The sequence below is a fragment of the Paenibacillus sp. FSL P4-0176 genome, from assembly GCF_037975265.1.
Classification (GTDB): Bacteria; Bacillota; Bacilli; order Paenibacillales; family Paenibacillaceae; genus Paenibacillus; species Paenibacillus amylolyticus.
Window position 1 is genome coordinate 1,274,421 of record NZ_CP150242.1, and the last position, 24,125, is coordinate 1,298,545.

The following is a 24,125-nucleotide window of genomic DNA, read 5'->3' on the forward strand; positions in this document are numbered from 1 at the left end:
CGCTTGTTCGCACGCGAAGGACATGTTCTCCCACATTCAGGATACAGCACATTCGCTTGCTCCGTACGCGCTAAGGTCCACTTCGGCATGGATTAACTTTGCAGAGTCGCTTTAGTTCGACTTATTGAGCTGTCCCTGATGTAACTGATAGTAGAATCCTTGTTGCTTCATCAACTCATCATGGTTGCCCCGTTCAGCGATCTGTCCATCATCAATGACGAGAATCTGATCGGCTTCACGAATCGTGCTCAGTCTGTGGGCGATGACAAAGCTGGTACGGTCTTTCATTAAAGTGCGCATCGCTTCCTGAATGTGCATCTCCGTGCGCGTATCAATGCTACTCGTTGCTTCATCCAGAATAAGAATGGCCGGATCAGCCAGAATTGCCCGGGCAATGGTCAGCAGTTGTCGTTGTCCCTGACTCAGGTTGCTTCCCCCGGAAATGATGGGGGTGTCGTAACCTTGTGACAGTTTTCGGATGAACGAATGTGCATTCGCCAGCTCAGCCGCTTGCCTGATCTGTTCATCGGTTGCGTCGGGCTTGCCGTAGGCGAGATTGTCGCGAATGGTACCCGAGAACAGGTAGGCATCCTGAAGTACAATGCCGAGTTGCCGACGGAGTTGATCCTTCTCCAGTTCCGAGATGTTACATCCATCGATGGTAATCCGTCCGCCTGTAATCTCGTAGAAACGGGGTAACAGGTTGATAATGGTCGTTTTGCCTGCGCCGGTGGGTCCAACAAGTGCAATCATCTCCCCAGGTTTTGCAGTAAAACTGACCTTCTTCAAAATGTCTCGCTCCGCACTGTATCCGAAAGAGACGTCTTCAAATACCACTTTACCTTGAATCTGGTCCAGTTGTTTCTTCTGTTCCTCTACGTATTCGCTAGGCGTATCCATAATGTGAAACACACGTTCAGCACCTGCAATTGCAGCCTGAATCAGATTGTACTGATTGGCCAGATCGTTGAGCGGCCGCTCAATCTGGCGGGAGTAAGCGAGAAAGCTGACGATCAGTCCGATGGACGTCATTTCATGATAAGCCATCCATCCACCTACAGAAGCCAGTATGGCAAACCCGATATTATTCATCACGTTCATCGTAGGTCCAACCAAACCCGAAACGGTCTGGGCCTGTGTGCTGGAAGTGCGCAGTTTCTCGTTCAAATTCTCAAAATGTTGATGTGCCTGATCCTGACGGTTATAAGCCGCTACGACTTTTTGTCCAGCAATGGTTTCCTGAGCATACCCATTAAGCTCACCAAGCAATTTCTGCTGGGCTGTGAAGTGTTTACGTGTTCTTGACGCGATCAGGCGAGTGGCGATGGTAATCAACGGTACAGTCACCAGACTGAGCAGGGTAAGCCGTACATCAAGTGCAAACATGATCGACAAGGAACCAACGAGCAGGATGGCACTGGACATCAATTGGGTTACGCTTTGATTCAGCGTTGTAGATACGTTATCGATATCATTGGTCGCCCGGCTCATGAGATCCCCGCTTTGATTTTTATCAAAAAAATGGACAGGCAGCTCTTGTAGTCGGGAGAACAATGCATGTCGCAGATCCTTAACGGTCAGTTGGGACACACCAATCATGACATAGGATTGAGCCCACATCAGGAGTGAGCCAAGGACATACACACTCAGCAAAAGAAGACATTCCTTCAGCAAACCCGCTGTTACTTTGGGCACAATATGTTCGTTTACGGCGCGGCCGAGAAGGTAAGGTCCTGCCAGATTGAGCAGTGTTCCAAGAGCCGTCAGCACTAATGCAGCGATAACTCCTTTGCGATGACGTCCCATGTACGACCATACCCGAATCAGGGCGTGGCGAGCATTTTTGGCTCTGACTTTGGGAACAGGTCCTCTGCCCGCTGGTCCGGGTCTTCCGATGGGAGGCACGACCGTTTGTTGTATGGAGGAAGATGCAGGTTTAGCCAAATTGAACATCCTCCTTCCGTTGCTGCGAATAATAGATGGCTTGATAGTGTGATGAATGAGCCATAAGGTCATCATGTGTGCCTCTGGCAACGATCTGTCCTTCATCAATGACATATATACAGTCTGCATCCTTCACGGAGGAGATCCGCTGTGCAATCAAAAAGGTCGTGCTGTCTTTCATCAAGGACTGCAAAGCCTTCTGAATGCTCGCTTCCGTACGCAGATCAACAGCACTGGTGCTATCATCCAGAATCAGTACTTCCGGTCGCATGAGCAGGGCGCGTGCAATGGATATCCGCTGTTTCTGTCCACCGGACAGATTGACCCCGCGTTGACCCAGCTCCGTGTCATACCCATCTTTCAGTTTCATAATAAAATCATCCGCTGCCGCAGCTTGTGCCGCAGCACGCAATTCAGCATCCGTTGCACCGGGCCGGCCGAAGCAAATGTTATCCCGGATGCTGCCGCTGAACAGGATGGATTCCTGTAGCACAATGGACACACGGCTGCGAAGATCCTGAAGATCCCAGTGGCGAACGTTCACTCCATTCACGAGCACTTCACCCTGCGAAGCATCGTATAGACGGGGAATCAGCTGCACCAGCGAGGTTTTGCCTGAACCTGTTGAACCGATCAGGGCCACTTTCTCACCCGGGCGAGCCTTCAGGTTAATGTCAGTGAGTGCATGGTCTCCGTCATAACGGAAAGATACGTCTCTGAACTCCACTTGACCGCCTGTGTGGGAGGGAAGAGAAGACGTTTGGTTTCGGGACTGATCACGAGTAGACGGGGATGACTGTACATTCCCGGAGTTATCGGTTCCCGATTGAATATCCGGCTGTGTATGTAACACCTCGTTGATCCGTGCAGCAGATACCTTGGCACGGGAGAAACTCATCATCATCATGCCGATCGACGTGAGGGACGAGAGTACAACCGTGACATAGTTGATAAAAGCAATCAGATCTCCGGCAGCAATATCGCCTCCGACTACCTGGAAACCTCCAAACCACAGCACCGCTACAATGGTAGCGTTCAGCATCAGGCTGAGTACGGGTGCATTCAGTGTGACAATACGCCAGGCTTTGACGGCAGTTGAGGTGTAATCTTCATTGGATTGTTTGAACCGCTTTTTCTCCAGACGCGCACGTGCAAACGCCTTGACGACACGAATGCCGGCAAGATTCTCCTGAAGCACAGCGTTGACCTGATCAAGCTTGCTCTGCACACTGGCGAACAGCGGATAGGAAGCTTTTATCAGAATAAATAAAATAATAAACAGCACCGGTACAGTTGCAATAAGAATCAAAGCTAGCTTTACACTGATCGTAAACGCCATGATGATACTACCGATGATTAGCATTGGTGAACGGATAAACATCCGTAGCAGCATCTGTACAAAGGTCTGCATCTGGGTAATGTCACTGGTCAGACGAGTGATCAGAGATCCTTCCTGAAACGTATCCAGATTGCGGAAGGAGAAGGTTTGAATATGGTCAAACAGTTCTTGGCGCAGATCTGTGCCGTATCCAACGGCAGCTTTACTTGAATAGAGTGTACAGCCTGCGCCGCCAACCCAGCCGATTAACGCAACAAGTAGCATGATCAGACCTGTAGTCACGATATGGGGCAGATTCCCTGCAAGTACACCATCATCCACGATGCTGGACATCAGCTTGGGCTGGAGCAGGTCCATGGTAACCTCAAGTACCATGAGCAGCGGGGCGACGATTGCCGCCGACTTATACGGGGTCAAGAATCGTTTTAACGTCCACAATAGGGAATCACCTCAATCTTCATAGCATAAGTGAATCAATTTCATAATACCTTTAGCTGCTTCAATCGCGAATCTGCATCACCTCAAGATTCACGCAGGTTTTGGAGCATACGATGTGCAAGTGCAGACATGATCTCGGATTCTTCCGGTGTAAAATCTTTCTGGGCTTGCTGTTCCAATTTCTGAATCACTTCTCTCAATTCTTGTAGCGCGGAGCGCCCCTGATCCGTCAGGTATACCCGCAGACTGCGCATATCTTTTGGGTCTGCTTCACGTCTCACATAACCGGATGATTCCATGCGCTTGAGCATCACGGTTACCGTTGCGGGACTGCGCTGAAGTTGTTTGGCCAGGTTTTTCTGGGATTGGCCATCTTCCCGTTCAAGCTGGAACAGCAAAGGGGGCTGCCCCGGGTATAACTCGGGGTGGTTCACAAGTTTCTCATGAACCTTGTAGCGTTTCAGTTTCACGAGTTCGGATAGCTGTCCCATTAACCGATCATTTTGGACTGGGTTCATATCATCTACTCCATTTCTACCTTCATTCCATCTTCTCGGTACTGAAAACCAGACTTTTTGAACATGCACATTTAGTTAGTCGACTAAATAAATCTTAAGTTTGATTTGAAATATCGTCAAGTGAATACAAGTCGTTAATTTTGGATTTAAGGTATTTCCAGGTCGATTGGCTGGAAAGTAAACAAGTAAAATAGATAAGAAAAAAACAAAAACCTCTGCTTTGAGCGGAAGAGAGTATGATAACTAACTCTGTTCCGGTCTCTAAGAGAGGTTTTTTGGTATTGTGACACGTTAAGTGTGGAGTGTAAGGAAAATCATTTTTTGGAGAACATTTCTTTGGCTTCATCCATGGCCATTTTATTACCGATCGATGAATAATCCAGCCAAGGTTGTGCGCCAATCGTGTAGACATGGCCGGCTTTGACTGCTTTCAGACCTTGCCAGATCGGATTGTTTTGCAGCTCCTTGAACATGGTCTGGGCTTCATCATCCGAATTCACAACTACAAAGATCACATCTGCATCATAGTCCGGCAATATTTCACGAGAGACGACTTGATACGGTTTAGTCGAATCGATATCTGTGATCCCTTTGGCAGGAGTCAGACCGAGATCCTCATACAAAATGGGACCCATGGGACGGCGTGTACTGAATACACGTAATTCTTTAGCAGTAACACGGATTGCCATCACAGTCCCATCACCAATCGTGTCATGAATCAGAGATTTCACTTCTTCCGTTTCGGTTGCGTAGTCCTGAATGTATTGCTCGGCTTCCTTCTCGCGATTTACGAGTTTGCCAATGTCTTTCAGATGGTCGCGCCATGTACCGTCATCCAGATTGAAGACATGCACCGGAGCAATTTTTTCGAATTTGGCAATATCACCACCGGAGAATTCTTCGTCCAGATAGATCACATCGGGTTTCAGGGCAAGCAAAGCTTCCATATCCGGGTCTTTAACCGGACCAAGTGGCGTTGTATTTTGAAGTTGATCAGCAACATGGGACAGGAAACCTTTGGCTTCGCCACCGATAACGGAACCAACCGGAGTAATGCCGAGAGACAGCAGATCATTGGTCAGATGGATCGACATGGAGGCAATACGTTGCTCTCCCGAACTTGCACTGTTGTCTTGATTCTTGGTTGAAGTATCCGTGGACGAACCACCAGAAGCAGATGATGAATTATTGGTCGTTCCACAGGCTGCAAGCACAAGCACCAGACAGATACTCATGACAAGCATAAGATTTTTCTTTAACATGGGTAATCACATTCTCCTTGAACATCTCTTGGATGTCTTAATTGTTTTTTTGAAAAAAAGATCACTTGCTTCGTACTAACAGGTACAAAAAGTAAGGTGCACCAATCGCAGCAACCACCACGCCTGCCGGAATGGCATTAGGCTGAAAGATCGTTCGCCCGATTGTATCGGCGGTCACCAGAATAACCATACCGATGAGTCCGGCAGCAGGGATCAGATGCCTATGCATCGGACCGACAAGCCTACGCGCCAGATGCGGCGCTGCCAGACCGATAAAGCCGATTCCACCAGCCATGGATACACTGACGGCAGACAAGGCCACGGCACAGAGCAGCAAAATAACACGCTGGGATCGAACAGGCGTCCCAATACTGGTTGCGGCAGCATCACCAAGGTTGAAGGCATCAAGCGTTTTGGATCGACTCCAGATGTACGAGATACATAACACCACCCAAGGAAGCAAAGCTTGTACATGAATCCAATCCCGGCCCCAGACGCTTCCTGCCAACCAGCGAGCGGCAAAGGAATAGGTGTCTTCATCCAGACGCAGGGAAAGGTAGAGTGTCAACGCATGGAACCCGGCCGCTACCGCGATTCCCACCAGAATCAGCTTAATGGGTGATACGCCGTTGTGCCGATCATAAGATAACAGCATGATGATCAGGGCGGCAGCAACACTGCCTGCAAAAGCAAACAACGGGATCAGCAAGGCCACAGAACCATCCATCGTAAAGGAGAGACTAACAAACACCATTAGTCCAAATGCAGCCCCTGCATGTAATCCCAGAATGCCCGGGTCCGCCAATGGATTGCGGGTGATCCCTTGCAAGGCTGCTCCGGCAATACCAAGTCCTGCTCCGGCCAGTACAGTTACCAGGATGCGAGGCAGTCGGTAATCAAACAGTACAATCTGATCATCCGAACTGCCATTACCAAACAAAGTCTGTAACACAGCCGCTGGGGAGAGACGAATGGTTCCCGTGTTCAGGCTGATCACAATAACGGCAATGGCGATACAGAGCAGCGTGATACTGACGACTATCGAACGTTTACCTCGTGAAGGTGTATTAAAATTCATCGCTACAAGGCCCTCCTTTCTTTACGGGCCAGATAGAGGAAGAAAGGTACACCGACAAAAGCGACCATAATGCCTACCGCGAGCTCCTCGGGCGGGTTCACGATGCGTGAGCCCAGATCAGCGAGCACCAGTAATATCGCTCCAAGCAGAGAAGACATCGGAATGATGAGTCGATAATCCACACCCACCAGTTTGCGTGAGATATGAGGGATGACAAGTCCGACAAATCCAATCGAGCCTACTGCCGACACGGACACACCAGCCAGCACAACAACCGCTGCGAGGGCGAGAAACCTCGTCCAGCGCAAGTTAATCCCGAGATTAATCGCTACTTCTTCACCGAGTGACATAAGGGATACACGCCGGGCGAGTGGCATGATCAGTACCAGCGTCACGAGCAGCACGGGAAGGATTAACTTCAGATGCCGCCATTCTATTCCGCCAAAACCTCCCGCATACCAGAAGGCCAGATCCTGACTCAGGTCAAAATAAATGGCAACACCTGTGCTGAGCGAGGTTAACATGGCTGCAATAACCGCTCCGGCAACGGTCAGTCTGATGGAATTCAGACCACCAGGTGCTGCCATTCCAAGCAGGAAGATAAGCAGTGTGCCCAGAACAGCTCCCACGAATGATAAAAACATAATCCAGCCGTATGGCAGTCCGGGCCAAAAGGCAAAGCTCAGTGCTACGACAAAAGTGGCTCCAGCATTAATGCCCAGAATGCCCGTGTCTGCCAGCGGATTACGCGTAATGCCTTGCATTAAAGCTCCTGCAACGGCAAAGGCAGCGCCGATAATAACCGCGGCAAGGACACGAGGCAGCCGCAGCTCATGAATAATCTGATGTGGTGTCAAAGCTGGGTTGTACTGAAATATGGCAGCCCATACGGTTTCCAGCGTTAGCCCTTTGGCACCTAAAGAGATTGCGACAAACATACTTAGCAGCAGTATGGCTATGGCAGACAAAAACGTCAGCCCAACGGTCACTGCAGATTTTCTTGAATTAGACGGACGATGTGGCAGTCCCGGATGTTGAATACGGGTCACTCCTTTGGTACCAACAACGTATTTCATTGTTATTGATTATCATTATCAATTAGTGATCATTATAGAATCTTAATTCAGGCCCGTACATGGCATAAATTAAGATTCTGGAGATGGACATTTTTTAGATTACAAAAGTGAAGGTTTGTTCGTCAACATAGAGAGCGCTTCATCGAGCTGGATGTTGATGGAATATGGAGCATATACGACCCATGAATTCCAGTCGATGAGATGTACACGTCCGTTTTTTACCGCAGGATGGCTGTTCCACAGTGGATTCGAAGCCATCTCTTTCAACAGTGTTGCCTTTTCATGCATAGAATTAATCGCCAGTACCAGCACATCTGCCTCCAGTCCGTCCCATTCTCCTGGTGTGAAGGGCAGCCAGTTGAATCCAACGCCGGGAGATTTGCCAGCCAGTTCGGTTTGAATGCGCTGAGGAGCGGCCAATTGCAAGGTTCGATAAAAGACATGTCCAAAGTTCCGATGGCTGTACATCCGTGGACCTTTAGGTGTTAACGTGCCAACGGCAACGGTGATGTCCCCGACGAATTCCTTGATTTTTTTGCGTGCACGCTCTGCCTTGCGTTCATGTCGATCCAGCCAATCTGTGGCTGCCTGGGTACGATCCACAATGGATGCAATCTGATGCAGATGACCAAAGACGTCTGTCTGGTTCCAGGCAATCGTAATGATGGGCGCGACATCGCCAATATGCTCCATCGCTTTGGCAGCTGCATTGTCCTTGGTCAGAATCAATTCAGGATTCACATCCAGGAAAGCCTGACGTCCCTGTTCCCAAGGTTCATAGGCGTGGAAGGGCAGCGTCAGCGATTTGGGCATATGAGGAAGATGGCCTTGGATCTGAGCTGCGCATGGCGTGATGCCAAGTGTCATCAGGTGGTCCGTGTATGGATAGGAGAGCGACACGATATTTCGGTGGACCTGCTTCGAATAGGAAGTTGGCGCATAACCGGCATGGTTTCGGAAACGTCGGCTGAAATAAAATTCGTCACGGTAACCCACTTTACGAGCCACATCACGGATACGCAGATCGGAAGTGAGCAGCAATTCCTTGGCCCGGTTCATACGCAGATGAGTGATGTACTCAATCGGATTTTTCTGCATGCGGCTCTTGAATAGCTGCGAGTAATAGGACGGGTGCATGTCAGCCAGTTCAGCCAGCTTCTCCAGCTTGATCTCGTGCATATAGTTTTCGCGCATGTATTGCAGGGTGGACCTGAGCCACTGTTCGGGTTCATCCTGCCCAGCCCCCACGTCAGTCTGGTCTTCTTGAGGCCAGAGCATATGTAACAGTTCCGTCAGGAAGAGCTGTGCTTTCAAGCCCCTTTCCAAACCTTCATTGCTTAATTGTGTAAGCTGTGCGGCAATGCGCTGTATACCGTAAAATGGGCCCTGAATCCAGCCTGTAACAGGTGAACTGAGCTCACGTTCGTAGATTCGTCTGGCTTTTGTTTTCTCCGTAGCCCGATACATATCAAAGTGAATGATATACAGTTCAATATCATGGTCTTCATCACTAAACAGTTCAATTGCAGTTCCTGGTAGGGACAGAAAAGCTGATTTGCGAACCACGTGAGATTTGATTCCATTCATGATCAGTTGGCCTGTGAATTTGTGCATGTATATGAAGGTATGATGAGCTAACTCAGTTGTGGACCAGCGCCATTTCTCACGGGTTATAATATGTTCTGCCTGACGAAGTTCGATCAGGGTATCATTCAAGAATGTATCCAGGTCTGCTCGGATTGAGGATTCCTTTTCTGAATTGGGACTCGTCTGCTGGTGCAACGTGTGTGGATTCATGCCGCTGTGGGCGGTAGCGGGGATGGTAGTCATGTTGCTATGCGACCTCCTCTCTTTGGAACAGTTTAGGTAATAATTGAATCTGGAACGTACCATATTTTCTCGGACCTGAACGTCTATTGATACGTTTGGCATGATGTAGTGAATACTGGCTGCCTTGTCAAAAGCACGTTTGCAGTATAGCCAGATGTTTTATGAATAGCACAGGGTATATGATCCCGTTATCAGATGTGATCGATAGTTTAACCAGATTGTCGCTTTTACAAGTATGTTTACGGACAAGACTTCTTGGCCCTAGTCTGCTGATAATCTTAGCAAATCTACTGGAGAATTGAAATGTACACAGATATGTTCGAGGCCCTGATGAGCTTGAAGTCTATTGAAAGCACATAATCGAAATCGTTTTCTGACGTAAGCGTTTCTTTTTGGTAAAATAAAGGGGATAACATGTTGGCCTGATCTGAATCATGAACCTTTTCAACTCAAATTGCAGTAGGGAGGCTTTAATATGACAGAAGTAGTGGGACGGGACAAAGTACGCTGGGGCATTATGGGCACGGGATGGATTGCATCCCAGTTTGCAAGGGATCTGGAGCATGCGGGAAACGCTGTGAAAGCAGCGGTAGGTTCACGGACAGCGGGAAGTGCGGAGAAGTTTGCAGCTGAATATGGTTTTGCACGCGCTTACGGTTCTTATGAAGAGATGCTGCAAGATCCTGAGGTAGATATTATCTATGTGGCAACACCTCACCCTGTGCATAAGGAGAATGTAGTGGCTTGTCTGGAGGCAGGTAAAGCGGTGCTCTGTGAAAAGCCATTTACGATGAATGCACGTCAGTTGGAGCAACTGGTGGAGACGGCACGGGAGCGTAACCTTTTCCTGATGGAAGGGATGTGGACACGCTTTTTGCCACCGATCGCTCAAGCCAGAGCATGGATTGCAGAAGGACGAATTGGTGAAGTACGTTTGCTCCAGGCAGACTTTGGATTCCGTGTCGGCTGGGAGCCGGAAGGAAGGTTGCTTAATCCGGATCTGGGTGGAGGCGCATTGTTGGATGCAGGGGTGTACCCGATCTCCTTTGCATCGATGATCTTTGGCGAACAGCCCCAGCATGTATGGAGTACAGCCAATATCGGTGAGACGGGTGTGGACGAGCAATTTTCCGTGTTGTTGTCCTATTCCGAGGGACGTTCTGCATCACTGAGTGCTGCCATTCGTCTGAACCTTAGCAATGAAGCGGTCATATACGGTACGGAAGGCAAGATTCGTCTTCCTTTATTCTTGGCGGGTAAAGAAGCCTATCTGCATGTGAATGGTCAGGACGAGCCGGAGAAGTTCACGGATGATCGAACATGTATTGGTTATGCTTTTGAGGCAGAAGAAGCGGGACGTTGTATCCTCGAAGGTCGGATGGAGAGCAACACCATTAAACTGGACGAATCCTTGGAAATCATGAAGCTGATGGACACGATTCGGGGCCAGTGGGGATTACGTTACAAATCGGAGTAAACAGACAGGAGCTGACGTGTGATGGTGAAGATTCTGATATCCGGGTTTGAACCTTTTGGCGGGGATGCGGTGAATCCGACGGGGGTATTAATGGATGCTCTTGCAAACGAAGTGATCGAGGGTGCTGAGCTAAAAACAGTACTGTTGCCCGTGCACTTCGATGAATGTGCAGACCTGCTGATCGCAGAGATGGAAGCCTATCGGCCAGATGTCGTTATCGCCTGTGGGCTGGCCAAGGGCAGAACATCCATCACACCGGAGCGGATCGCCGTGAATGTCAAAGATATTCCGCCAGGCTCCTACGCGGATAACCAAGGACAGCGTCCTATGGACGAGCCAATTGTAGATGGCAGCCCGGACGGTTTGTTCTCCACGTTGCCCATACGTGCCATGGTGAATGACATGTCCGCAGCGGGTATTCCAGCTACCGTGTCCAATACAGCAGGTACATATATCTGCAACAACACAATGTATCGAATACTGGATTATATTCGAGTAGGGCAACTTCCAATCCGTGCCGGATTTGTACACTTTCCCGCCTCCACAGAGATGGCGGTGTTGCAACCTTCCGTCCCTTCGCTGCCTATTCCCATGATGCTGGATGCGCTGCGGATCATGATCCGTACGGTTGTGGCTGATTCGTAGGGGATGGTTGCGATCGTTCGGCTGCGGTTGCAGCAGATCGTAGGCGATGGTTGGTTGGATTCGTAGACCGCAGTTGTGAGAGGGAGAGTAGTGAGTTGGGGTGATGGAGGTACAGTAGGGTTCAAGATGACGTGGAGAGCGTGTAGTTGCATGGTTTTTGTCTGCTTCGATCTTGGGTTGAGCAGAGTGTTAGATATGAGTATAAATATGAAGTTGAATATAAAGTGAAAAAAAGAGCTGTCCCATCGTCATAAGTCTGACGTTAGGGGACAGCTCTTTCTATTTCGTGTGTCATGTGTCATGTGTAGTGTAGTCCAACATGGTTAGTGAGGTCACTAGTTTGCAGCAAGTATCTTGATGAAAGTTTTTTGCCTAGGTAAAAAATAGACTCTAAAACCGCAAACCGCAAACCGCAAACCGCAAACCCGAAACCCGGTAAGGCTTATATAACTTTTGCTGGAAAGTAGGGAATCAGCTAAATAGGTACAGGGGAGTTTAAAAGACGGACTCCGATTCGTGCCCTCCTGAATACGACCTTTACTACCCCTAAGTAACTAAGCTCTTAAGAAACAAGACGCAAGGACACCAGCATCACCCTGGCTAGCTAAGTGGTTTGTATCCACGAAAACCCCGAATAGACTTCTACGAAGCTTACTCCTCAGAACACCTTGGAACGGACTCAAACGAACCGAGCACACGCTATTCGCCGAGAATCCGCACACACCAATTTCTAACGAATCGTAGGATCGTTATTGGGTGGAATGAAGCGAATTTGTTGGTGATATGACCGATTTCTAACTGAATAGAGTGTCTGGGATTCGTTAGAATTTTCGTAGCATGATATTTGGCTAAATAAGGTGCACTGGGTTCGTAAGAGAAAAAAACTGCGAATTTGTAGCACCCTAAGTCTACTTTTACAAACCATTTAAAGTTCGAATACCTAGGATAGGCTTCTACGAAGCTTGCTCCTCAGAACGCTTTGGGACGGACTCAACGAATCGAGCACACGCTATTCGCCGAAAATCCGCACATACCAATTTCTGACGAATCGTAGGATCGTTATTGTGTGAAATTAAGCGAGTTGGTCGACGATATGAACGAATTCTAGCCGAATACGGTGTCTGAGATTCTTTAGAATTCTCATACCACGTTATTCGGCTAAATAAGTTGTGCTGTGTTCTTTAGATATAGAGCGAAGTGAAACTAACTCAAATTAAATCAAAGTTAGATTCGCAACAGATCAAGGTCGAACTCGGGAACGAGTCCTTCTTTTATGGCGCGGCCAAGCAGTGCAGTGATTGCACCGTAACCATCATCACCCAGGTTGGCGCTGAATTCATTAACATACAGGCCGATATGCTGTGCAGCTACATCAGGGTCCATTTCTTGCGCATGTTCCATAACGTATGCTCTCGACTCATCCGGGTGCGCCCATGCATATTCAACGGAGGCGCGTGCCCATCCGGCGAGGGCGTGAGCATCCATGTCGCGACGTGCGATGATCGCCCCAAGTGGAATTGGTAGGCCTGTGTCGCTTTCCCACCAGTTCCCGAGATCTGTCATTAGTTTGAGATCATAATTCTGGTACGTGAAGCGTGCTTCATGGATGACAAGTCCGGCATCGATCTTGCCGTCACGAACAGCAGGCATGATCTGGTCGAATGGCATGACAACAATCTCGCCTACACCGCCAGGAACATTTTGCGCTGCCCACAGACGGAATAATAGATATGCTGTCGAGCGTTCACTTGGCACAGCAACCCGTCGTCCAGACAGATATGCTGGATCGGTCGTGCCATTTGCGGTCAGAACCAAAGGACCACAGCCTCTGCCAAGTGCGCCTCCAGCAGGAAGCAGAGCATAGTCAGATAACACGTATGGCAGTGCTGCATAAGATATTTTCATCACTTCAGGTGTATTGGGTCCATCCGGATTTGCTGCCAGACCATTGGTAATATCAATATCAGCATAACGGACATCCAGCTTAGGTGCGCCCGGGATTAACCCGTGCACCCACGCGTGAAAGATAAATGTATCGTTTGGACAAGGGGAAAATGCAATTTTCATGATGTAATAACCTCCCGTAAAATGGAACTTGCAGCCTGAAGCGCATCAAGGGCATCCTTGATGCGCCAAGCGTCGCGGTCGCGTGGACCGACCGCGTTGGATATGGCCCGCAGTTCGAGTGCTGGCACGCCGAACTGCTGGGCAGCTGTTGCCACGCCGAAGCCTTCCATGCCTTCGGCGGCGGCATCGGGCACGCGGCGCAATAGCTCCGCGGCCGTCTCCGCTGTTCCGGTCGCCGTAGACACGGTGACCGCAGTGCCTCCGCTGACAGCGAGCCCAGCCCGCTTCAGCTCATGGCGCAGGCGAGCGGCAAGCTCTGCGTCCGCCGCCACAATGGACGAGCCGAATCCGAGCTCGTCCACACTAAGGAAGCCGTCTGGCGTCTGCGAGCCCAGATCGGCAGCAACCATGGCGTCGGCTACCACGAGGGAGCCGACGCCTGCCCGGCCGGGGAACCCGCCGCCGATGCCGGCACTGATCACCAGCATGTAGGCTGGTGATCCGGCTCCGGCAAGGGGCCCCGGCCCATCCGATGTGGCAGATGCCTGTGCCACATCGGATGGGCTTGGCGCAGTGGAACCCTGCGCCAACGCCCTAGTGCTCGCAGCCGCTACGGCATATGCCAATGTAGCGGCTGTTCCTGCTGCGGCCGAGGCTGGGCCAACGCCAGCAGCGATGACGTCAAATCGTTCCGCGGCCGTATTTCCCAAACCACGGAGGACCGCATCTTTCTCCGCATCAACCGCGGTTACAATTAACACACGTTGTGATGAATTTGCTTTTACCGGACTAGTATCTGAAGTCGTTGTTGCCCCGCTTAATTCTCCCTGTTGGTCACTAGTCTCGAATGAGGCGTTCGCTTTATTATTCTGATCTTTATCCTGTCTATGTTCATTCATCTCGGATTCTCCTTATGAGGTATTAGAAGTGTAACATATGCCTCCATAGTATCTTTCTTACAGCAAGCTTCTAGTTACACTTCTTAGGGTTACTACTTACTTCTATATTTTCGTGTAGATGTATAGTTCTGCTTATATAAATGGAATTCGGGCATATATTTGTCCACTACCAAGGGACATTTATCTTAATTTTGTCTTTCAAAGAGTGGACACTTTTTCTAAAAAGATACTATATCCATCCAGGAATATGAAACACTACATATAGATGTTTTCGGATATAAAATTAAAAATGATCTATATGTAGAATATCAATTCCGAAGTGCTTTCTCATGTCCGTGTCCACCCTTTGAAAGACATATCTACAATATGTATGCTCAGTGCGGACAGCTCGAGTTGGCCCTCCAAACGAACAGATAAACGATTGAAAAGGCTGGAGTCTGCCCGACCCATCCAACGCGAATCATATATAGCCTTAGGATTTTAGACCAACAAGCCAAATGAATAACGGGCCCAGTCTACACTCGACCACTGCATAGTAGCTTATTTGTGCAAACCCGAATTTAAAGCAAATACACAGTTTTGCTAGCTCTGATATAGCTGACCACTTTCCGACCTACCGTTTGTGCAGACAATAGATCTATAACGCGAGACAACACAACACAACTAACGCAAAACAGACCTAACAATCAATCAGGTTAAACGCGCACAAAAAGTAACAAAGATAAAGTGATTATTGAACAATATTTCATCTCCATCATAACGGAAGGGGAAAGACCTGAACAACCTTTGCATGTAATTCTGTCAAAAGCGGTCAAGCAAAGGTTGCGGGTAGCCGTCTCACTTCGAGTAGCCACATCTAGCCACATCGCTTCAGATAGCCGTTTTGCCTCACTTTATGTGAACGCCACCCTGATCGAGCCCCGTCGTAAGCCAGAATGAACCTGCTTCCAAAAATTATATATGTCATTTAAACCATATAATCTTTCTTTATTAACGTACTCCCAATAAAACAAGAAGTCAAAGTCAACAGTTGACAATCTGATTTAACTGTATTAATAATAGTAGTACAGTTAATACACCTAAGAGTTGAATATGTACGGCACTACAGCTGTACAGCTTAGGTAACGCCTTTTTCACCTAGATAACTACACATACACCTCAGATACAATCATTTATAACCCATGGGTTATTTCACACATTTACAGAAAGGAGGTGCGGGATGTTCGAATTAGATGTACGCAGCCGTAAGGCGATCTACGAGCAACTAGTGGACAAAGTCAAAGAAATGATCGTATACGGTATTCTAAAGCCCGACGAGCAGCTTCCTTCCGTTCGTGCATTATCCACGCAGCTGACCGTGAATCCAAATACGATTCAGAAAGCGTATCGTGAGCTTGAACGTGAAGGTTACATTTATTCTTTGCAGGGAAAAGGGAGCTTCGTATCATCGTCAGTGGAACATCCGAATGAAGCCATGAGAGATGAGATCAGAGAGTCTCTGGTGAAGTTGATTGCAGAAGCTTCGTATTCCGGTTTGACCAAAGCGGATATGACGCTTTTGTTTGAGGAAGCGATGGCCCGTATAGAGAAGGAGGAGCCTCATGATTGAGCTGAATCAAGTCGTCAAAGCATTTGAACAGGAAAAGGCAGTGGATGGCGTAACGATGCACATACATAAGGGGTCGATCTATGGTTTGCTCGGTTCCAACGGGGCAGGAAAGACATCGCTGCTCAAAATGATGGCTGGTATTTACCGTCAGGACAGCGGGACTGTTCGTATCGAAGATAATGAGATTTATGAAAATATGGATCTCAAAGGCCGCACAATTTTTATGGCAGATTCACCCTACTTTTTCCCGCAATCTTCAATAACTCAGATGGCTACATTTTATCGTTCGGTATATCCGCGCTGGAATGAGGAACGGTTCAAGCAACTGGCTACCGTGTTCAAACTGGATGTAAAACGCAAGCTGCATCGCATGTCCAAAGGCATGCGCCGTCAGGCAGCCGTATGGCTGGGACTTAGCTGTATGCCTGAAGTGCTACTGATGGATGAGCCTATTGACGGCCTTGACCCGGTCATGCGCCAGCAGATCAAAAACTTGCTGTTCCAGGAAGCGGCTGAGCGTCAAGTAACCATTGTCATCTCATCGCACAACTTGCGTGAGATTGAAGATCTGTGTGACCATGTGGCGATTATGCACAAAGGCCGAATTATTGTAGAGAAAGATCTCGATGATCTGAAGGCGGATACGCATAAAATCCAGGTCGCTTTCCGCCACCCGGACCATGCCAAAGCCATGGATGAGCAGATTGATATTTTGCATGAAGAGAAACGGGGAAGTGTATCCCTGTACATTGTCAAAGGTAACCGACAACAGGTAACGGATCAATTCCGTATACATGATCCATATCTGCTGGATGTACTGCCTTTGACGCTCGAAGAAATCTTTATATATGAAATGGAGGACGCAGGGTATGATATTCAACCGATTGTTCTGTAACCGGGGCATCCTGATCCAAAATTTCAGACAGCATGGATGGATAGGCATTTTATATCTCATCACATTGTTGTTCTCACTTCCGTTATATATCGCTACCGAGTACAGGGATGTGCCACAGCAGATTATAAGTTTGTTTCAGGCCAATGGTGAAGTGCAGATTCTGTTCGCTATCACACTGCCCGTAGCGGCTGGAATCTTTCTTTTTCGGTACATTCAATCTGGTGCACCTTCGGATCTGTTCCATAGTTTGCCGTTACGTCGTAAACATCTATTAACGGTGAATCTGTTGACCGGATTTGTCATGATCCTGATTCCAATCTGGATTACAACTGCGATTACCGGCTGGGTATGGGCGGTACTGGATCAACCTGCGTTTCTGTTTGATGGCAGTACAATCTGGATGTGGGGCTTGAGCATGAGTATCTACTCGCTGTTTATGTTCATGCTAACTGTGGCAGTGGGCATGTGTATTGGTCAATCTGTATTGCAGGGACTCACCGTGTACGCACTCGTCTTGTTACCTGTTGTCGTATGGTTCATTATGTCACTTCATCTCCAGCATTATTTGCTCGGATATGTTTTTGAAGAAGTGGGCTTTAATGCGGAGAAACTCTCACTTGTCCTGCGTGTGGGTTCGATCAGTAACCTCCCTGTAATCCGTCAGGAGTTAATTATCTATGCGATATTTGCAATCCTGTTTATTCCTCTAACCTATGTACTTTATGCGAAGAGACAGGTTGAATCTGCTACCCAAGCAGTTACGTTTAAGCTTATAAAACCTATATTTCGCTTTGGATTGATGTTTACATTGGTTCTGATTGGCGGAGGTTACTTTACAATGATTGCTCCAAGAGGATCAGCTGGATGGGGAATCTTCGGATATATCCTCGGCGGAATTGTAGGTTATATCGTTGCCGAGATGATTATTCGCAAAACATGGCTGATCTGGAGCAGCAGGCTGCTACCCAAGCTGATTCTATATGGTATCATCGCTGGTCTGATACTGTACGTACCTATTGCCGACTGGAATGGATACGCCGCTCGAGTGCCTGAAATGAGCAAGGTGAATAGCATCAAGCTTGGTGGGGAGAGTTATACCTACAGTAACGGTGTCAGTCAGAAAAAGGACGATGCTCACCTCTATTCTAATGATCCGGAATACATGGGGGCAGTTATCGCTCTTCATCAAAAAATTGTTGATTCCGATCTTCCTTTACTGGATGATCCAATTAATACAGGTATGCGTAATGACGAGTCTATATTAATTAACTACAAGCTGGATAACGGCAAAGTGATGAAACGTAAATACTACATTCCAGAAGCGGAATTCCATCAGGAATTAAAGGCTCTGAAACAGTCCCAGGATTACAAAAGAGTCGCCTTTGAAACGTATAAGCTGGATGAAGATGCGTTAAGTTTCGGTATTCGTTCTGCCATAAGTTCATACCGGAAGGTTTATATTAGCAATCCGGAGCAAGTCCGTGAGTTCAAAGCATTGTTGAAACAGGACATTTTTGATCAGACCTATGAAGAACAGCGCTCCCCGTGGCAGTCGTTTGCTTACGCGGAGATGAATCAGGACTCTACTTCGAAAGATCCATTTCAACCGAGGGAGATGTGGAATTTTGAGATCAAACCTAGCTATGATCGGGTATTGGCTTGGCTGAAGGAGAACAAGTTATACGACCAGTTACTTGTCCAGGCAGATGAGATTGTCTCCGCTCAGTTTGCGAAGCAGGAGATTAACAGTCCGGGTTCGCTTCAGTGGACTACTCCGCAGCCTGAATATATCGATGGAAATCTAAGTGGTAACAAACAGATAGCGACTAAAAACAAAGAAATCATTAGGGATTTGCTCAAACGTCAACGGTCTGGTTATCTAACAGAGAAAGATACCGTTTATCAGATCAAGTTGAATGTAATTCGTGGCGAGAACATCTATATGATGCTGAAAGAAGAGGATCTGACCGAGGAAATGAAAGCTATTTTGGTCAATCAATAAGCTGGGCTGTATCAGTTGTTAACTATAAGCGGGAAGGGTTCTCCCGTTGATCGAAAGTTTTATTCAACCAGTGAAACCAGATTTACTTGACCAGACACAGTGAATGGAATATATTAGAAAAAGGAAAGGTTCGAGCGACTCGTTCAATCGAATCTCATATGGAACGGCTTATGAGGGAAGCACCCGTAAGAGCAGGCAAATGCCTGACTTGCGGGTGCTTTTTTGTCGTTCGCTGATTTCGTTGGCTATTCTGCTAAATATTTTAGAAGAAAGGGTGTAGAGACGCATGCAAACAGAAGCATGGAAGGAAACTATAAATGAACAGGAGGAAATGGAGTGTTGTTCTTCCCTATTGGAACGATCAAGCTCTCATAACTTCATAGAACATCACGGTTTAGTAGAAGAGAAGAAGGGGCGACAGCATATCGAAGATACAACTACAGAAGATATAGCTTTAATGGAGACGAGTGACATTCTATTCCCTTCTCCAATAGCAGGTAGCCATAGTCACATGATGGAACAAAGTAACGTCCGGCGTCGTCAATTGCCATCGATGACTCATCTTATTTTTGGATCACGCCTGCTTATAGGGCTTGTGATTCTGTTCAGCGCAGGCACGATCTATTTTGCTTCTTCAGTGGAGGCTGCGGGCATAGATCTTGGCGTAACCGCGCAGAAAGCCTGGGATTCCGTTTTGAACAAAGCCGATGCACAAACCAAGTTAAGTTTGAAGCAAGCGTACGAGAAAGTGGGGAACTGGAAGGCTCAAGAGCAGGTTTGGGAACAAAAAATAAAGACACTTCATGCCGCCAATACCGCGGAATTGGAGCGATTACGTGTAGAAATAAGACAAATCGATGATGCGAAGGTCGCAGCTCTAGCTGAAAAGGTGAAGCAAACACAAGCCCGATATGAACCACTATTCGCCCTCTATAGTTCAGTCAATAGACAGTTGGATGCAGCCAAAGCCATCAAAAATAAGGAATGGAGTGCAGCGATCCGCACACAGGCAGATACGTTGAGACCCGTTGTGAAGCTTGCCAGAGAAGACATCCGGATCAAGAAAAAGGAACTTGCTGAAGCACGTAAACGGAAGAGCGCTGAAATAAAACGTTTACGAGCTATGCTAGCAGGGGCCGACTCCGCGAAGAAACAGATTCAAACGGCTAAAAAACAGGCGAGTCTGGCAAAAGAACGATATTCCAAAGCTCTACAACAGTTCAAACAGAGTACAAAACAAAGCCAAACGTCACGTGTACTCAGCTCATTGAACACCTTGGCGTCTGTAGCAGAGAAGTGGGCAGGAACAAAACAAAGTATTCATACACTGGAGCAAAACGTATCCACTACGTATGTGAAAGTCAGACAGGAAATCGCCAAGAGACCCAAATAAGAGGAAACCCGGTCCTCTCTGCAACGTACACAACTTTAGATGTAAAGACGCTTCGATGATGATGGAACGAGGTGGAGCTATTGCAGTCCAAGTTGGAAACGAAACGTACGGGGGCAAAAGGTTTTAAACGTAAACGTTACTGGATTCCCAGCGTTGTACTAATTTTGATCATAGGTTTTATTGGGATTGGTACACAATGGACACCCAAAATAACGGTATTTTTATTAAAATCATTAATTGAAACTGCTAATACAGACACAAATAGCAAGGACACTATGCTCTCGGGTGGGATAACTCGTGTTGTGGATGTACCCTATGCAGACGAAGGGCGTAATGACAGTACACTGGATATCTATTATCCTTCCGTAACATCGGAACCTTTGCCTGTTGTGTTGTGGGTTCATGGTGGTGGATGGGTCTTGGGTGACAAAAAGGATATCGCAGATTATGCCGTACAATTAGCCAAACAGGGTTACGTTGTGGTCAGTATGAATTATGCGCTCGCACCGGATACGAAATATCCCATTCCCGTGATCCAGACGAATCAGGCTTTGACTTACGTGAAGAACCATGTCAGTGAGTATCACGGTGACCCGGAAAACATATTTCTCGCAGGCAATTCGGCAGGTGCCCAGATTGCAAGTCAGACTGCGGCAGTGGTGACCAATCCATCTCTCGCCAAGCTGATGAACATAACACCAGCCGCCCAGCCGGAAGAGTTGCGTGGGGTTCTGCTATTCTGTGGTCCATACAATCTAAGCACGGTAGCCAATACAGGCTTTCCACTCATACGGACATTTCTCTGGTCATATACGGGAGTCAAAACATTCGAAGACTATCCACGTCTGCATGAAATGTCGACCGTGCTTCAGGCCACAGCAGAGTACCCGCCTGCATTCATTACCTCAGGCAATGATGACCCGTTGACCAGTCAATCGATTGAGCTGGCACAAGTATTGAAGCGCCTTGATGTTGAGGTGGAAACCTTGTTTTTCTCAAACTCATCAGAGAAGCTGGGACATGATTATCAATTTGATCTGGAGAGTGACGCTGGACAACAGGCGATACATTCGGCAGTACGATTCATGCAACAGTATAGTCGATGAGCAGACAAGTCTGTGGTACACTCGAAGCAAATGAGGGCGCAGGAGGAGAAGTATGGCAGATAAAGAAGATTTGACCCGGTTCGGGGTGGCGTTTCCTACACCTCTAATTGAGCAGTTTGACCAGTATATTGAGGAACAGGGATACAAAAACCGATCTGAGGCTTTCCGTGATCTTGTTCGCAAAACATTACTTCAACCTTCTGCATTACAATCCGACCAGGATGTGGCAGGCACCATTGTGATGGTCTACGATCACCATATCAGTGATCTTCCCATTCGTTTGATGGAGCTGCAGCACGAGGCGCATCATGACATCATTTCCAATATGCACGTGCACCTGAACCATGACCAATGCCTGGAGGTTATTGCCGTACGAGGGAATCTGGGACGATTGCATCATTTGCATCAACAGATCCAGGTACAAAAAGGTGTTTTGTATGCGGAGCTGTCTGTGACTTATGTAGATGAACTCAACAAACTGGCTCATGCTCAGAGTCATCAGGATGGCAATCCGGATCAAAGTCTGGATCATCACAATCAAGGTGCGGGTCAGCATGGTCACAGTCATCATCATCGCTCTGCGGAGTAAGACAAATACAGGTGTAATTTCTATGAAAATATAGCAAATCTAAAAAAACAGACTATTGGTTAGATGCCAACCGTCTGTTTTTTTTGTTTGTTATAATACCTGACTTTATAGAGCGCTACAAATGCTCAGTTATACAATTTTTTATTTATTAATTCTGAAATATGAAAAAATATGGATTACGGAGTTAACTTTGTTGACATATGATTTGTATTTTGTGCTACAATTTCTCTAAAAAGTAACACGAAAAAAGGGGGTGCAGCACATATTTAGAGGGGGAACGACCAGAATGGGCAGATTTTCATGGAGATGGGGAAAACGAAAAGGTAGAACAGGATTAGGTATTTTGCTTGTATGTTCCATTGGTTTATCTGGTTGTGCACAGAGCACAGCGCCAATAGCTTCATCAGCAGAGAATGGACAGTCAGTTCCAACGTCAACCAAAGACGAATTGGTGCTGGCGGTTGGCACCGAGCCGGAAGGTGGGTTTGATCCAACAACCGGATGGGGGCAATATGGGTCACCACTTTTCCAAAGTACCCTGCTGAAGCGGGATGCCAAGTTACAGCTGGTTAACGATCTGGCTACCACATACTCAGTTAGTGAAGATGGGCTGACCTGGACGGTTACACTTCGGAACGATGTGAAATTCTCTGATGGGGAAGCCCTGACGGCTGAGGATGTAAAATTTACGTTTGAAACAGCTGCTCAGAGTGGGTCTGTCATTGATTTGACGAATATGGCTGATGTGAAGGCACCTGATGATAGCACGGTCTTATTTACACTGAAGTCGCCGCAGTCTACATTCATCAGTCTGCTGACGACACTTGGCATTGTGCCTGAACACGCCTATGGTGCCGATTATGCAGAACATCCGGTCGGATCAGGGCCGTACAAGCTGGTTCAGTGGGACAAAGGACAACAGGCTATCGTTGAGGCCAATGAAGAATATTACGGTAACAAGTCTGCATTCCACAAACTCACCTTCCTCTATCTGGATGAAGATGCGGCCTACGCCGCTGCGCAGGCAGGTACGGTGGATATCGCTGCTATCCCGGCAGCGTTTAGCAAACAACAGGTGAATGGTATGACTTTGGAGGCCGTGAAAACCGTAGATAACCGTGGCATCATGTTCCCCATGCAACCTGCTGGTGCCAAGTCGGGCGAGGGTCTTCCCGCAGGAAATGATGTGACATCCGATCTGGCGATTCGCCAAGCGGTGAACGTTGTGATTGATCGTAAGGCTTTGGTTGAGGGCGTACTGGAAGGGTACGGTCGTCCGGCTTATTCCGTCAGTGATGATCTGCCTTGGAGCAATGCAGAAGCTGTATTTACAGATGCCAATCTCGAAGAAGCGAAGCGCATTCTGGCGTCTGGTGGCTGGGTGGATGCGGATGGTGATGGTATCGTCGAGAAAAACGGCGTTAAGGCCGAGTTCAATCTGCTTTATTTTGCAGGTGATTTAACAAGACAATCTCTGGCACTGGCTGCTGCGGATATGGTAGCCCAGGCGGGAATCAAAATCAATGTTGAAGGCAAAAGCCGTGAAGAGACGAAAAAGATGGCTTACTCCAACGCTGTATTGTTTGGGTGGGGCAGTCATGATCCTTTGGAAACCTATAACCTCTATAGCAGTACTCATAAAGGAGAAGGGTATTACAATGTGGGGCTGTATAGCAATCCTGTCGTGGATTCTTGGATGGAGAAAGCCCTTCAGGCAACAAGTGAAGAAGAGGCATTGCCGTTCTGGCAGAAAGCGGAATGGGATGGAACAACAGGTTTCAGTTATCAGGGTGATGCGCCATGGGCGTGGCTTGTGAACATAGATCACCTGTATCTGGTTACGAATGGCCTGAACATTGGTGAGCAGCAGATCCACCCCCATGGTCACGGCTGGCCGGTGACAACCAATCTGGAGGAATGGTCCTGGGATAACAGTACAAAGTAGGAAACGTACCGGT

Annotated in this window: 18 protein-coding genes; 9 read left to right on the forward strand and 9 right to left on the reverse strand. The window is 47.8% G+C overall.

Going from position 1 to position 24,125, the window contains the following annotated elements:
- Positions 1 to 111: 111 nt before the first annotated feature.
- The 7 genes from MKY95_RS05695 to MKY95_RS05725 form a co-directional block, all read right to left on the reverse strand.
- Positions 112 to 1,944, reverse strand: coding sequence for an ABC transporter ATP-binding protein (locus tag MKY95_RS05695; protein ID WP_155985020.1), 1,833 nt, complete (start codon positions 1,942 to 1,944; stop codon positions 112 to 114).
- Complete coding sequence (locus MKY95_RS05700; protein WP_036606385.1) at positions 1,937 to 3,721, reverse strand: ABC transporter ATP-binding protein; 1,785 nt, start codon at positions 3,719 to 3,721, stop codon at positions 1,937 to 1,939. The genes MKY95_RS05695 and MKY95_RS05700 overlap by 8 nt, the downstream gene beginning before the upstream one ends.
- 83 nt (positions 3,722 to 3,804) lie before the next feature.
- Positions 3,805 to 4,239 carry a MarR family transcriptional regulator gene (locus MKY95_RS05705; protein ID WP_036606386.1) on the reverse strand — a complete coding sequence of 145 codons (435 nt, stop codon included), beginning with the start codon at positions 4,237 to 4,239 and terminating at the stop codon, positions 3,805 to 3,807.
- A 314-nt stretch (positions 4,240 to 4,553) separates the two neighbouring features.
- Positions 4,554 to 5,501, reverse strand: coding sequence for an iron-hydroxamate ABC transporter substrate-binding protein (locus tag MKY95_RS05710; RefSeq protein WP_036606387.1), 948 nt, complete (start codon positions 5,499 to 5,501; stop codon positions 4,554 to 4,556).
- 61 nt (positions 5,502 to 5,562) lie between these two features.
- Positions 5,563 to 6,579 carry an iron ABC transporter permease gene (locus tag MKY95_RS05715; RefSeq protein ID WP_036606388.1) on the reverse strand — a complete coding sequence of 339 codons (1,017 nt, stop codon included), beginning with the start codon at positions 6,577 to 6,579 and terminating at the stop codon, positions 5,563 to 5,565.
- A gap of 2 nt (positions 6,580 to 6,581) precedes the next feature.
- Positions 6,582 to 7,655, reverse strand: coding sequence for an iron ABC transporter permease (locus tag MKY95_RS05720; RefSeq protein WP_081745833.1), 1,074 nt, complete (start codon positions 7,653 to 7,655; stop codon positions 6,582 to 6,584).
- A gap of 99 nt (positions 7,656 to 7,754) precedes the next feature.
- A complete protein-coding gene (locus MKY95_RS05725; protein ID WP_036606389.1) occupies positions 7,755 to 9,485 on the reverse strand; it encodes an AraC family transcriptional regulator in 1,731 nt (576 codons plus the stop codon).
- A gap of 475 nt (positions 9,486 to 9,960) precedes the next feature.
- Between MKY95_RS05725 and MKY95_RS05730 the strand changes: the two genes are divergently transcribed.
- Positions 9,961 to 10,962 carry a Gfo/Idh/MocA family oxidoreductase gene (locus MKY95_RS05730; protein ID WP_036606390.1) on the forward strand — a complete coding sequence of 334 codons (1,002 nt, stop codon included), beginning with the start codon at positions 9,961 to 9,963 and terminating at the stop codon, positions 10,960 to 10,962.
- A gap of 21 nt (positions 10,963 to 10,983) precedes the next feature.
- Complete coding sequence (locus tag MKY95_RS05735; protein ID WP_036606392.1) at positions 10,984 to 11,607, forward strand: pyroglutamyl-peptidase I; 624 nt, start codon at positions 10,984 to 10,986, stop codon at positions 11,605 to 11,607.
- A gap of 1,224 nt (positions 11,608 to 12,831) precedes the next feature.
- Here MKY95_RS05735 and MKY95_RS05740 read toward each other — a convergent pair.
- Together MKY95_RS05740 and MKY95_RS05745 are read right to left on the reverse strand one after the other, a co-directional pair.
- Positions 12,832 to 13,674, reverse strand: coding sequence for a 1,4-dihydroxy-6-naphthoate synthase (locus MKY95_RS05740; RefSeq protein ID WP_036606394.1), 843 nt, complete (start codon positions 13,672 to 13,674; stop codon positions 12,832 to 12,834).
- A complete protein-coding gene (locus MKY95_RS05745) occupies positions 13,671 to 14,435 on the reverse strand; it encodes a futalosine hydrolase (protein WP_051446997.1) in 765 nt (254 codons plus the stop codon). Before MKY95_RS05745 ends, MKY95_RS05740 begins: the two co-directional genes overlap by 4 nt.
- 1,357 nt (positions 14,436 to 15,792) lie before the next feature.
- On the opposite strand from MKY95_RS05745, the gene MKY95_RS05750 reads away from it, so the two are divergent.
- The 7 genes from MKY95_RS05750 to MKY95_RS05780 all read left to right on the forward strand — a co-directional run bounded on the left by MKY95_RS05750 (position 15,793) and on the right by MKY95_RS05780 (position 24,112).
- A complete protein-coding gene (locus tag MKY95_RS05750; RefSeq protein WP_036606399.1) occupies positions 15,793 to 16,182 on the forward strand; it encodes a GntR family transcriptional regulator in 390 nt (129 codons plus the stop codon).
- Positions 16,175 to 17,077 (forward strand): ABC transporter ATP-binding protein, encoded by a 903-nt coding sequence (locus MKY95_RS05755; protein WP_076319422.1) that lies wholly within the window; start codon positions 16,175 to 16,177, stop codon positions 17,075 to 17,077. The genes MKY95_RS05750 and MKY95_RS05755 overlap by 8 nt, the downstream gene beginning before the upstream one ends.
- Positions 17,052 to 19,079, forward strand: a complete 2,028-nt coding sequence (locus MKY95_RS05760) for a hypothetical protein (protein WP_076319423.1) — start codon at positions 17,052 to 17,054, stop codon at positions 19,077 to 19,079. The genes MKY95_RS05755 and MKY95_RS05760 overlap by 26 nt, the downstream gene beginning before the upstream one ends.
- A 352-nt stretch (positions 19,080 to 19,431) precedes the next feature.
- Entirely contained in the window at positions 19,432 to 20,472 is a 1,041-nt protein-coding gene (locus MKY95_RS05765; RefSeq protein ID WP_339197500.1) for a hypothetical protein, read from the forward strand.
- Between the two features lie 92 nt (positions 20,473 to 20,564).
- On the forward strand, positions 20,565 to 21,578 hold the full coding sequence (locus MKY95_RS05770) for an alpha/beta hydrolase (protein WP_338707908.1): 1,014 nt from the start codon (positions 20,565 to 20,567) through the stop codon (positions 21,576 to 21,578).
- Positions 21,579 to 21,630: 52 nt separating this feature from the next.
- Positions 21,631 to 22,167 carry a nickel-responsive transcriptional regulator NikR gene (gene nikR, locus MKY95_RS05775; RefSeq protein ID WP_338707909.1) on the forward strand — a complete coding sequence of 179 codons (537 nt, stop codon included), beginning with the start codon at positions 21,631 to 21,633 and terminating at the stop codon, positions 22,165 to 22,167.
- A gap of 286 nt (positions 22,168 to 22,453) precedes the next feature.
- Positions 22,454 to 24,112: an ABC transporter substrate-binding protein gene (locus MKY95_RS05780; RefSeq protein WP_339197503.1), complete on the forward strand. Its 1,659-nt coding sequence runs from the start codon at positions 22,454 to 22,456 to the stop codon at positions 24,110 to 24,112.
- Positions 24,113 to 24,125 lie beyond the last annotated feature (13 nt).

Coding starts and splice junctions, on each gene's coding strand:
- MKY95_RS05780 (WP_339197503.1), top strand. CDS start 22,454: ATGGGCAGATTTTCATGGAGATGGGGAAAACGAAAAGGTAGAACAGGA.
- nikR (WP_338707909.1), top strand. CDS start 21,631: ATGGCAGATAAAGAAGATTTGACCCGGTTCGGGGTGGCGTTTCCTACA.
- MKY95_RS05760 (WP_076319423.1), top strand. CDS start 17,052: ATGATATTCAACCGATTGTTCTGTAACCGGGGCATCCTGATCCAAAAT.
- MKY95_RS05720 (WP_081745833.1), bottom strand. CDS start 7,655: ATGAAATACGTTGTTGGTACCAAAGGAGTGACCCGTATTCAACATCCG.
- MKY95_RS05725 (WP_036606389.1), bottom strand. CDS start 9,485: ATGACTACCATCCCCGCTACCGCCCACAGCGGCATGAATCCACACACG.
- MKY95_RS05755 (WP_076319422.1), top strand. CDS start 16,175: ATGATTGAGCTGAATCAAGTCGTCAAAGCATTTGAACAGGAAAAGGCA.
- MKY95_RS05735 (WP_036606392.1), top strand. CDS start 10,984: ATGGTGAAGATTCTGATATCCGGGTTTGAACCTTTTGGCGGGGATGCG.
- MKY95_RS05705 (WP_036606386.1), bottom strand. CDS start 4,239: ATGAACCCAGTCCAAAATGATCGGTTAATGGGACAGCTATCCGAACTC.
- MKY95_RS05740 (WP_036606394.1), bottom strand. CDS start 13,674: ATGAAAATTGCATTTTCCCCTTGTCCAAACGATACATTTATCTTTCAC.
- MKY95_RS05730 (WP_036606390.1), top strand. CDS start 9,961: ATGACAGAAGTAGTGGGACGGGACAAAGTACGCTGGGGCATTATGGGC.
- MKY95_RS05750 (WP_036606399.1), top strand. CDS start 15,793: ATGTTCGAATTAGATGTACGCAGCCGTAAGGCGATCTACGAGCAACTA.
- MKY95_RS05715 (WP_036606388.1), bottom strand. CDS start 6,579: ATGAATTTTAATACACCTTCACGAGGTAAACGTTCGATAGTCGTCAGT.
- MKY95_RS05710 (WP_036606387.1), bottom strand. CDS start 5,501: ATGTTAAAGAAAAATCTTATGCTTGTCATGAGTATCTGTCTGGTGCTT.